Raw genomic sequence first — 9,384 nt, 5'->3', positions numbered from 1 at the left:
AGCGGATAATGGATTATCCGCTGACTGTCAGGTGATCATCATGCATAACAACCCACATTCTCATTCTGCCGGCGCCGCGTTGGCGCGTGGTTGTTCTTACTTACGCCAGTTTATTGCCGACCCGAGGACGACCGGGGCGCTGCTGCCTTCGTCGGCCGTGCTCTGTCGCGCGATGATGAATCAGGTTGACTGGGGCGTCAGCCTGTCGATTGCCGAGCTGGGTGCGGCTAACGGTGTGTTAACAAAAGGGATCCTGTCGCGGATGCGCCGCGATGCGATGCTCGATGCCTATGAAATTAATCCGGGATTCATCGGCCAGCTACGGACCATTGACGATCGCCGCCTTAACGTGGTGGCGGCATCGGCGGAAAGGCTGATCAATCCCTACGATATCGTCTTTTCCTGCCTGCCGCTGCTCTCGCTTCCGCTGCGCATCAGTATGCGCATTCTGAATCAGATCCGCCAACAGATGTCGGCGGACGGGCTGTTTATCCAGTTTCAGTACAGCCCGTTGTCTGAAACGCTGCTTTCCCGCTATTTCCGCTGGCAGCGCATTGTGGTGATGCGCAATCTGCCGCCCGCACTGGTGTATGTCTGCACGCTACGTTAACGCTGGTCTGTACCAGCAAAAGATATGTAATAAGAGGGTATATATGAATACGTCGACGACATCACCGCCGTGGCTGAATAAAGTGCCTGAGGTCACACTGGTCTTCTGGCTAATTAAAATGATGTCGACCACGGTCGGGGAAACCGGGGCCGATTACCTCAATATGGATTTGGGATTTGGTCTGCTGAATACTTCGTGGGTGGTCGGCGGACTGTTGCTCGTCACTCTGGTTTTTCAACTGCGGGAAACTCGCTATCAGCCGGCGATCTATTGGCTGACGGTGGTGTTTATCAGCATTTTCGGGACCCTGGTGACCGATAACTTAACCGATGCTTTACATGTACCGCTAGCCTATAGCTCACTCTTTTTCGCCCTGGCGCTGCTGGTGACTTTTGTTCTGTGGTACGCGCGAGAAAAGACCCTGTCCATTCACCATATCGATAACCGCGTCAGAGAGCGCTTCTACTGGTTGGCTATTTTGTTTACCTTTGCGCTGGGAACCGCCGTGGGGGATGGTCTCGCTGAAGGGCTGAACATGGGCTATTACAGCGCAGCGGCCTTCTTTGGCGGCTGGCTTCTAATCATTGCGACGGCACGCTTTGTTTTCCGTGCCAATGCGGTGTTCTGCTTCTGGGCGGCATATATCCTGACCCGTCCCTTCGGCGCAGCCTGCGGTGACCTGTTATCACAGCCGGTTGAAAACGGCGGTTTTGGCTTTGGCGCCAACGTCGTCAGCCTGATCTTCGGGGCCATTATCGTTGTACTGGTAGGCTGCCTGTCGATGATTGAACGACATAAGCCGGCACTACATTCCGTGCGCAACGATGAGGAATCACCGAGATGAAGAGAAAAGGAGTGTATCTGCTGTTACTTATGGCTTCGCTGCTGAGTATCAGGCCAGCGATGTCCGATGCGCGGGTCCATAAAGTGGCGAGCATATGGGTGCTTTCGCCAATGGCCTGGGAAGCATCCCGGCACTTACCGCCTGGGGATTGATTAACGTCCCGCCGCCGTCAATGCCGGCGGCGGTCTTTTCCGGGCTCTCGGTTAACTGACGTACAGCGCTATCAGCGCCACCGTTGCCGGGAGTGCCTGCACATACAGTATTTTTCGACTGGCGGTTGCGGCGCCAAACAGCCCGGCGATCACCACGCAGATCAGAAAGAACGCTTTAAACTCAAACCCGCTCTCTGGACTCCACAGTCCCCACAGCAAACCGGCGGCCAGAAAACCGTTATACAGACCCTGATTGGCTGCCATCACCCGGGTCTCACGGGCAAAACTGGCGCTAAGGCCGAATGCCCGGCGCCCGGTTTTACTCTCCCACAAAAACATCTCCAGAATCAGAATGTAGATATGGATGGCGGCGACGACAAAAATAAGCGTATTGGCTAACACGGTAGTCCTTAGTCAGGTTAGAGCACAGGAAGCCCTGGTAAAACCCGCTTTTTATCGCGTGTTTAACCGTTTATATCAAAGAATAGCCGCATCACCCTGGCTATGTTGGAAATTCGGCCTGGAGAATGTCTTCAGGGTGATCATGCGTTGGCTGTTGAGGGGAATTTACAGGATGGGAACGAAACCGTTAATACTTTCTTTGGATGGACAAGAGGCCATCCCTCTGAATACGGTGTCCGGGACGCTGGGTCACCTCGGTATTGATCTCCGCGCGCTCGCGAATTCAGGAATGTGCAGTTTTGATCCGGGTTTCAGCAATACCGCCGGGTGTGAGTCGGCGATTTCCTATATCGATACGGAAAATAGCGTCCTGCTGCACCGTGGCTACCCGGTTGACCAGCTGGCCCGGCAGTGTGAGTTCCTGGAGGTGGCGTACATTATGCTGCACGGCGAGGCGCCCGATGAGGAGCGTTATCAGGTCTTCCGGGAAAAAATTACCCGCCATACCCTGGTGCATGAGCAGATGTCGAAAATGTGCAGCGGATTTCGGCGCGACTCCCATCCGATGGCGCTGATGTGTGCCATGGTGGGCGCACTGGCCGCGTTCTATCACGATGTGCTGGATGTCGAAAACCCCGAGCATCGTGCGCTGGCCGCCACCCGCTTGCTTTCCAAAATGCCTACGCTTGCGGCGATGAGCTATAAGTTTTCCATCGAGCAACCTGCGGTCTACCCGAGAAACGATCTCTCTTATGCCGGGAATTTCCTGCATATGCTGTTTGCGGTTCCAGCGGAAAAGTACCAGGTGAACCCGGTTATTGAGCAGGCGTTGAACCAGATTATGGTGCTCCATGCCGATCACGGGCAGTGCGCATCGACCACAACGGTGCGTGCGGCCGGCTCCTCCGGGGCGAATCTCTTCGCCTGCGTGGCGGCCGGTCTGGCGTCGATGTGGGGGCCGATGCACGGTGGCGCCAACGAGGCCAGTATGCAAATGCTGGGGGATATTGAGAGCATCGAACAGATCCCGGCGTTTATCAGTAAGGTGAAAAGGGATCCTTTGGCTTTCCGCCGGCTGGGCTTTGGCAACTCGCGCTACAAATATCTCGATCCCCGGGCGGCCATTCTGCGCGAAACCTGCCATAAGGTGCTGGCAGAGCTGGGCATGTCGGACCGACTGCTTCAGGTGGCAATGGCTCTGGAAGAGGTGGCGCTCAACGATCCCTACTTTGTGGAGAATGGACTTTCGCCGAGCGTCGATTTCTATACCGCCGTGATCCTGAAAGCGATGGGGCTACCTTCGTCGATGTTTGTCGTTATGACCGCGGTGGGACGTACGCTGGGGTGGGTCGCGCACTGGAATGAAATGCACGAGTCGCCGCTGAATATTTACCGTCCACGTCAGATTTACACCGGACAAGCGGCGCGGGATTACGTTTCGCGTCGCGGGATAAAATAAGCGCATGCCCGGTCCGGTGATGAAAGGCATTGCCGGACTTTCCACATGCGGGGCAGGACAGGGAGCGGTTGGCCGGAGATACGTCGTTATGCTATCTGAAACGCAGCCGGTAGCGATGCAACAGGATGTCTGAGGAAGAGATAGCGTCGAGGGGCTGGCCTTTATCGGAAGAGTAAATTGCGCTGAAGTTTATATATCCGTGTTATCCGGGTTATTTGAAACGGCAATCCATAGCAGGGACAGGGAAAATAAAGCCAGCGCGGCGACGGAACCGATAATTCCGAGATAAATAAATAGTGTCATAAACATAGTGTGACCTTCGGTGTGGTTAATCTGTGTGGGTTATATTTTTTTGAAATCAATCGATAAGCTCTCTTCCAGAGCATCAATCGCAATCTGCAAGAGGGGGCCTTCATCGGACCAGTTCTTCCTGGCTCCCGGGCTTTTCAGCAGCGTCAGCAGTCCTGCAGCACCCACAGGCGCACCGCTTCTGATAATTTCAAGCACGGCGTCCCCGATAATCGCTCTGACCGTCGGTAGCTCGGATGGAAGGCAAAAAAAAGTGTTTGCCGCTTTCATGTTGAAACCTCGAAGGACGCGTTCGGCGCGAGTTGCTGGCTCTTACGTTGGCTCAGGCAAATGACTCTGCATATCATTGTGGGCCACCTACGACGATGCACCTTTTTACAGGCGAAAGATACAAATTAATTCCCTTCAGAGAACATTTTAAAAAAACTTAAGTTATTGAAGGGGATAGTGAGTCTTACAGCGGTGCAGCCGCCGTGACCATTATAATTTTCCGTTTACGCGTTGATTATCCGACAAAACGTCGATTGCGGTTTGCAGGGCGATTTTATCATCGCGGCTTTTTTGCGTGCGCTGAAGCACCTGCAGATACTCACGTAGCGTTCTGGCGTTGATCGGGCGGCCAAGCTTTCCGACTTCAAGCACGGCATTACCCAGAATGATTTTAACGGGCGGGAGCTGGGCTGGGTACCAGTCGAGGATGTCTTCCGATTTCATAGCAAAAATCTCCGGGAGAGACAGAATACCACAAAATAAGCGTAACATGGGGCGCCGGCAGGAATAAGCGCCTGATAAAGTTGTCAGTTATAGTCAGTTTGTGCATAGTTTTACTGGCAAAAAATACTGTTAAAAAGCTGTGAAAAATAATGCTTGCCAAAGGCTGGTTTACGTGCGTTAATGGCTTCAACGGTTTGAGTCTTAAAAATTATCTGCAACAGTTCCTGGAATTTTCTCATCGCATTTATCTTCTGATATCTCCTTTTGGGTATTTTTCTCTTCGATAAGTTTTTTTGCAGACCAGATATGCCCAAGGGCAAATTAAAAAAACGAACAACATATCTTAGACAATCACTAAAATAAGTCATGATTAAGTTGGTGAAAAACCTCAGATTAATCATGCAGAGAACGGTCGCAAAAGAAAGCGTATTCTTGGCCTGCTGTTCAGCACGGTGATTTCTGCACTATCCTTGAAAACCACAGATGAGTTTTCGCCAGAGTATAACCTCTAGTCCCTGCGGTAGTGAATGTTGTCACACATAAAGGTTAACATTATGACTGAATACATTCATTTCAGATGCCCGTGTTGTCATGGGTCACAATACAGAACATCGAATTACGATGTGACGGAAAAAAATCCCTTTGGCGCAAAATGTATCTTTTGTAAAACATCAATGATTACATTTGATAATATTGCTCCTTACATTTCCAACGGCGCGGCGACAATGGCGTGTCGGAAATAACGAAAGGGCCCCGGACGGGGCCTTTTCTTTTTCATCACCCAATGGATGGCATCGCCATCATTATGCTTTCAGCCAGGTGGTAGACTCATGAAGAAAGTTATTGTTTTTTTCAATGCATTACCGGCAGTTGTCGCGAAAATAGTGCCGGGGGTAACAACAATATTACGTGAGTATCCTAACGGTGAACAAAAACAGCTGCAGATCATGTCTGCTGAATTTCCTTCCTTGACGGGCGATCATCGCATTGTGCATGTTGCCTCCGATCGCGATTTAACCTCAGCCGAGATTCAAAACGCGGCGATAAAACTGTTGTCATAGCGCGGCGATAGCCGGTCGCCTGCGGCAGGATGAGTCCACTTCTATGCCGCGCCGACAGGGGCGACAGCATGATTTAATGGGTGAATGTCCGGTGAGCGCCTATAATTTAAAGGCGTGTGTTGCTATTCGAGGTAAAGTTGTATGATTACGCACCCGGAAGTTCGGCGCTGGGCATCGGTGATGCTGACCTCCGCTTTACGCGGAGAGATGTCCCAGGAAGAAATATTGAAACAGGTTCATATGATTTGTGAGAATCATGGTTCGGCGTGCCTGGAAGATGTTATCGATGAAATCTTAATTGAAGCGGGCCGTATTGGCTCAGGGCATAGCGACGGCACGTTTTATCGACATTGAACCTGAACATTAAAAGGCTATTGTAAAAGATCCTTTTTCATCGGAGATGGTCAGCTCTTTTCTTTCCGCCGCCCACACCATCTCCTGATTCTTAGAACTAAAATAAGACCCACGCATAATTTTTTCTTCACCAAAATCAAATGTGATCTCAACAGGATGAACGGTGATGTCAATCATATAGAGATGGCCATCGACGTAACCTTTTACGCTGGCCGTGACCTGTTTCCCAATCCCGATATCGGTACGACAATTTTGAGCGTGAATTGTTGAGTTTTCAGTCATTTCTTATCTCTTGTTTGTCTGTAATCATTCGATATGAATAAACATTACCATATCTCATTCATCATATAAGCGTTAAATTAAGACTCATACTATTTATCTTATTTTTATCGGGATTTCTGCATTTAATAGGGTGATTGTGCTGTTTTTAGTGAAAACACCTGAATTTGCGCATCATGATACCTCAATCCGAGTTTGCCACCAGCGGGATACCTTCCGACAAATAAGTAAAACCGGTGTTATATGGATGCGGTTAATAATATCTGACGATGGAGTATCACCATCGCGAGAGATGAACAGAAAATCAGGAATGAAGCATCCTGATTTCAGCGCAACGCGATGCTATCAGGTAAATAGCGGATTAAAACCCGATAAAATCCTCATCATGGTCATTTCCCGATGCGCCCTGGGGTTGTGTGTTTTTTAATCAGTTAGTGGTATGATAGACCACATTCATTCAGCGGGTAAAGGTCTATGTCATTCTTCGACAACGCAGTGAAGCGCTTGAGTTCCACCTCTGATACCACGGTAACCTGTCCGCAATGCGGGCATAAATCACGGCAGCCGGTGAACAAAATTAAAAAAGGGGCGACATTAATGTGTCCGCGCTGCAAGTCCCTGTTTATTGCCACTAAATAATGCTTTCACCTCTTCCGTCACGCCCCGGTGGGGCATGGCGGGAGAGGCGGCTGCCGCCTGGGCTTCAGCGTCGCTACGAGCTTGCGCCAGTGGCGATATGGCCAGGAGAATCAGGCATGCGAGAGCGTCGGGAACATCAGCTTACGCTCTTTAAAGATATTTTCTTTTGCCGCATAGATGAAAAGAAAATCATCAATTTCAATTTTTTCGTATTCACCTGCCCGGTCTTCCCTGGGCGTAAAGCCTAAAATAACCTGGCGGGTATGTTGCGCCGCAAGTTCATTCACGATCCTGGTCATCGAACTGGTGCTGTCACAGAAAATATCAAAACAGAGCAATGCATGATCGTTTTGCATGGCGATCGCCACGGCATTATTTTTCTCCGAGTAATAGACAAAGTGCTTCATAAACGCCGAGCAGTAGAACATCAGCAGACCGAAGTTATTGTGTGCCGAGAGGCGGGAGAACGGGTTGGCTTTCTGATAATAGTACTTGAGGATATTCACATCGCTCTCTTTATCCATATCCAGCTTGCGAAAATCCCCGGCAACGGGCGTAACCGGCAGGGCGTACTGGTATTCATCGGTCTGTTCAAAGCCGAATTTAGGATAGAAATCAACGGTTGTGGAGTTAGCGAAGAGAAAAATACCGTCAGCCTGATCCTGCCAGTCAGCCAGAATATGGTTAATCAGCTGGCTGGCCAGACCCTTTTCGCGATAATCGGTGGCGGTCATCACGGTCCCAATCTGGATATAGCGCCTGGGCTCCCCCTGCCACATTAGATCGATAATGTTAGCCGACGCATTGGCAATCACTTTATTATGATCAACAAACGCATAAGGAATATAGGACTCGGTCCAGTAGCCTTTTTTGTACCATTCTTTAAAAGAGAGGTCAAAGGTCTTAATTGCCAAATTAATGAAGCTGTTTCTTAACACATCATCATGGACAACCTGCTTGACTAATTTGTATTTCATTGGTCTGTATTCCTTTTTATAAGTTCTGAGACCTGACACGACGACGACCATTTTAATAGCAAAATATTGACTCACTTATAGCGTTGAGTATGAACTTTTCACGATGTTTGTACAGTTTGTCCCTTCAGTGGTTTCTCAGGACGTTGGCTCGGTCACAGTACGCCGGGCAGGAAGGGGGGAAAAGCAGACGAATGCGCGGACAGGTGAGCGCCGATCCTTGACCGCCATCATTTTTGCGAGCGCATTTGCCGATAAAAGTTTCACTGGTAAAACTTATTAGCCCTGAGATTTAATTTCTATTAACTCTCACGCATTCCACTTTGTACAAGCTTGACAACATATTTTCTCATTGCTAATAGTTAAGCCACATCTTAAATAATAAACAAAGTTTAATATATGAAACTCAGCGTCGGGAGTTATGACAACAGCACAACCGTAGATAATGAGGCAGAAATACTGGCTGACTTTCAGCAGCGAAGTCAGCAGGCATATCAGAGCGGCGAAAATATCATGACTTTTTGTTATGGTGAAAGTCCACGTGAACGTATTGACTGGTTTATTTCTGCCGCCAGTAAAATGGGCACGATAATATTTATTCATGGCGGGTACTGGCAATCCTGTAATAAAGAGGATTTTGCTTTTATTACTGCCGGGCCGCTGGCCCGCGGGTTTGATGTGATGTTGGTGGAATATACGTTAGCGCCGCAGACGACGTTAACAGAGATCCATCGGCAGATTGGCGCGGCGCTGGATGCCATTGGCCGCCAGCCGGGTCTGTGCAGCCCGGTTTATCTGAGTGGACACTCCGCAGGCGGCCATCTGGCAGCCTGCTGGCAGGCGCATCCGGTCGCCGATGCGGTCCTGGCAATCAGCGGGATTTATGAGCTTGAGCCTTTGCTGAGTACGGCGGTCAACCGGTCACTGCAGCTGACGCCCGCGGAGGTGAACGACCTCAGTCCGCTGCGTCATGTAGCGGAGAAGATCTCCCCTCTGACGCTGTTTTACGGCACCGCCGAGCGAACCGAGCTTATCGCGCAGAGTGAAAACTATGCTCAGCGGTTGCGCCAGCGGGGGAGGCCGGTTGACGTAATAGCCCTGCCGGGAGCTAACCACTACACCATCCTTGACGCGCTGTTTGCCACCGATGGCGCACTTTTCAGCCAGCTTTACCACGACGAGAATCCTTTATGCGAGACGTAATTCACACCGGCCTTCCGGATATCGGTCAGCCGTTCTCCTGGGCGACACGCGGCGGCGGGATGCTCTTTACCGCGCATGGCCCGGTTCGGGCTGATGGCACCATTGAAACCGGCCCGGCGGAACAGCAGATCGCCCTGACTTTCGATAATCTCACCCAGGCGCTACAGACGGCCGGGAGCCATAGCGATAATGTTCTCCAGGTTATTATTTATCTGACTGACGTCAATGATGTTGCACGCCTTGATGATATTTACCAGCGCTATTTCAATGCCCCTTATCCTAATCGTTCGACGGTGATCGTTGATAAATTAGTGGTGCCGGGAATGAAAATAGAAATTACCGTCAGCGCTACGGCCTGAAAATAAAAATAAATATTCACCTGCC

Annotated in this window: 15 protein-coding genes; 9 read left to right on the top strand and 6 right to left on the bottom strand. The window is 50.2% G+C overall.

All coding sequences use genetic code 11. The features are described 5' to 3' along the window. The first annotated feature begins 40 nt into the window (after positions 1–40). Positions 41–610, top strand: a complete 570-nt coding sequence (locus DSD31_RS19310) for a class I SAM-dependent methyltransferase (protein WP_015584995.1) — start codon at positions 41–43, stop codon at positions 608–610. Between the two features lie 43 nt (positions 611–653). Beyond that, positions 654–1,454, top strand: a complete 801-nt coding sequence (locus DSD31_RS19305) for a COG4705 family protein (RefSeq protein WP_048022934.1) — start codon at positions 654–656, stop codon at positions 1,452–1,454. A gap of 203 nt (positions 1,455–1,657) precedes the next feature. Here the strand turns inward: DSD31_RS19305 and DSD31_RS19300 are convergent, their stop codons facing one another. Then, positions 1,658–2,008, bottom strand: coding sequence for a DUF1304 domain-containing protein (locus DSD31_RS19300; RefSeq protein ID WP_004858886.1), 351 nt, complete (start codon positions 2,006–2,008; stop codon positions 1,658–1,660). Positions 2,009–2,180: 172 nt separating this feature from the next. Between DSD31_RS19300 and DSD31_RS19295 the strand changes: the two genes are divergently transcribed. After that, on the top strand, positions 2,181–3,467 hold the full coding sequence (locus tag DSD31_RS19295) for a citrate synthase (RefSeq protein ID WP_064359652.1): 1,287 nt from the start codon (positions 2,181–2,183) through the stop codon (positions 3,465–3,467). Between the two features lie 189 nt (positions 3,468–3,656). Here the strand turns inward: DSD31_RS19295 and DSD31_RS26655 are convergent, their stop codons facing one another. The 3 genes from DSD31_RS26655 to DSD31_RS19285 all read right to left on the bottom strand — a co-directional run bounded on the left by DSD31_RS26655 (position 3,657) and on the right by DSD31_RS19285 (position 4,490). Continuing rightward, a complete protein-coding gene (locus tag DSD31_RS26655) occupies positions 3,657–3,770 on the bottom strand; it encodes a YnaM/YnfT family protein (RefSeq protein WP_350340430.1) in 114 nt (37 codons plus the stop codon). 39 nt (positions 3,771–3,809) lie between these two features. Then, a complete protein-coding gene (locus DSD31_RS19290) occupies positions 3,810–4,046 on the bottom strand; it encodes a hypothetical protein (protein ID WP_004858894.1) in 237 nt (78 codons plus the stop codon). Between the two features lie 210 nt (positions 4,047–4,256). Continuing rightward, positions 4,257–4,490, bottom strand: coding sequence for a hypothetical protein (locus DSD31_RS19285; RefSeq protein ID WP_032716782.1), 234 nt, complete (start codon positions 4,488–4,490; stop codon positions 4,257–4,259). Positions 4,491–5,044: 554 nt separating this feature from the next. Here DSD31_RS19285 and ymcF point away from each other — a divergent pair. From ymcF to DSD31_RS19270, 3 genes are all read left to right on the top strand, one after another. Continuing rightward, positions 5,045–5,233 (top strand): cold shock small protein YmcF, encoded by a 189-nt coding sequence (gene ymcF / locus DSD31_RS19280; protein WP_071824640.1) that lies wholly within the window; start codon positions 5,045–5,047, stop codon positions 5,231–5,233. 87 nt (positions 5,234–5,320) lie between these two features. After that, entirely contained in the window at positions 5,321–5,551 is a 231-nt protein-coding gene (locus DSD31_RS19275; protein WP_004858901.1) for a hypothetical protein, read from the top strand. A gap of 141 nt (positions 5,552–5,692) precedes the next feature. Next, a complete protein-coding gene (locus tag DSD31_RS19270; protein WP_004858906.1) occupies positions 5,693–5,905 on the top strand; it encodes a hypothetical protein in 213 nt (70 codons plus the stop codon). Positions 5,906–5,914: 9 nt separating this feature from the next. Here the strand turns inward: DSD31_RS19270 and DSD31_RS19265 are convergent, their stop codons facing one another. Continuing rightward, the gene (locus tag DSD31_RS19265) at positions 5,915–6,187 is read right to left on the bottom strand and encodes a hypothetical protein (RefSeq protein ID WP_004858909.1); all 273 of its coding nucleotides are present in this window, start codon (positions 6,185–6,187) and stop codon (positions 5,915–5,917) included. 471 nt (positions 6,188–6,658) lie between these two features. Here DSD31_RS19265 and DSD31_RS26515 point away from each other — a divergent pair, with 471 nt between their 5' ends. Further along, positions 6,659–6,823: a YnfU family zinc-binding protein gene (locus DSD31_RS26515; protein ID WP_213672526.1), complete on the top strand. Its 165-nt coding sequence runs from the start codon at positions 6,659–6,661 to the stop codon at positions 6,821–6,823. A 110-nt stretch (positions 6,824–6,933) separates the two neighbouring features. On the opposite strand, the gene DSD31_RS19260 is transcribed toward DSD31_RS26515, so the two are convergent. Further along, on the bottom strand, positions 6,934–7,800 hold the full coding sequence (locus tag DSD31_RS19260; protein ID WP_004858913.1) for a GNAT family N-acetyltransferase: 867 nt from the start codon (positions 7,798–7,800) through the stop codon (positions 6,934–6,936). Between the two features lie 396 nt (positions 7,801–8,196). Between DSD31_RS19260 and DSD31_RS19255 the strand changes: the two genes are divergently transcribed. Beyond that, positions 8,197–9,000, top strand: a complete 804-nt coding sequence (locus DSD31_RS19255) for an alpha/beta hydrolase (RefSeq protein ID WP_113991259.1) — start codon at positions 8,197–8,199, stop codon at positions 8,998–9,000. Next, positions 8,988–9,359: a RidA family protein gene (locus DSD31_RS19250; protein WP_100662877.1), complete on the top strand. Its 372-nt coding sequence runs from the start codon at positions 8,988–8,990 to the stop codon at positions 9,357–9,359. Before DSD31_RS19255 ends, DSD31_RS19250 begins: the two co-directional genes overlap by 13 nt. Positions 9,360–9,384 lie beyond the last annotated feature (25 nt).

Origin of the sequence: Klebsiella sp. X13 (assembly GCF_003323835.1) — a bacterium.
Classification (GTDB): domain Bacteria; phylum Pseudomonadota; class Gammaproteobacteria; order Enterobacterales; family Enterobacteriaceae; genus Klebsiella; species Klebsiella ornithinolytica.
Note: the sequence above shows the minus strand (reverse complement) of the source record. Positions and strands in the feature narration are given on the sequence as shown.

What these genes read in the sequence shown, in the direction of transcription:
- DSD31_RS19310 (WP_015584995.1), top strand. Translation starts at nt 41, where the DNA reads ATGCATAACAACCCACATTCTCATTCTGCCGGCGCCGCGTTGGCGCGT.
- DSD31_RS19260 (WP_004858913.1), bottom strand. Translation starts at nt 7,800, where the DNA reads ATGAAATACAAATTAGTCAAGCAGGTTGTCCATGATGATGTGTTAAGA.
- DSD31_RS19255 (WP_113991259.1), top strand. Translation starts at nt 8,197, where the DNA reads ATGAAACTCAGCGTCGGGAGTTATGACAACAGCACAACCGTAGATAAT.
- DSD31_RS19285 (WP_032716782.1), bottom strand. Translation starts at nt 4,490, where the DNA reads ATGAAATCGGAAGACATCCTCGACTGGTACCCAGCCCAGCTCCCGCCC.
- ymcF (WP_071824640.1), top strand. Translation starts at nt 5,045, where the DNA reads ATGACTGAATACATTCATTTCAGATGCCCGTGTTGTCATGGGTCACAA.
- DSD31_RS26655 (WP_350340430.1), bottom strand. Translation starts at nt 3,770, where the DNA reads ATGACACTATTTATTTATCTCGGAATTATCGGTTCCGTCGCCGCGCTG.
- DSD31_RS19265 (WP_004858909.1), bottom strand. Translation starts at nt 6,187, where the DNA reads ATGACTGAAAACTCAACAATTCACGCTCAAAATTGTCGTACCGATATC.
- DSD31_RS19250 (WP_100662877.1), top strand. Translation starts at nt 8,988, where the DNA reads ATGCGAGACGTAATTCACACCGGCCTTCCGGATATCGGTCAGCCGTTC.
- DSD31_RS19270 (WP_004858906.1), top strand. Translation starts at nt 5,693, where the DNA reads ATGATTACGCACCCGGAAGTTCGGCGCTGGGCATCGGTGATGCTGACC.
- DSD31_RS19305 (WP_048022934.1), top strand. Translation starts at nt 654, where the DNA reads ATGAATACGTCGACGACATCACCGCCGTGGCTGAATAAAGTGCCTGAG.
- DSD31_RS19295 (WP_064359652.1), top strand. Translation starts at nt 2,181, where the DNA reads ATGGGAACGAAACCGTTAATACTTTCTTTGGATGGACAAGAGGCCATC.
- DSD31_RS19275 (WP_004858901.1), top strand. Translation starts at nt 5,321, where the DNA reads ATGAAGAAAGTTATTGTTTTTTTCAATGCATTACCGGCAGTTGTCGCG.
- DSD31_RS26515 (WP_213672526.1), top strand. Translation starts at nt 6,659, where the DNA reads ATGTCATTCTTCGACAACGCAGTGAAGCGCTTGAGTTCCACCTCTGAT.
- DSD31_RS19290 (WP_004858894.1), bottom strand. Translation starts at nt 4,046, where the DNA reads ATGAAAGCGGCAAACACTTTTTTTTGCCTTCCATCCGAGCTACCGACG.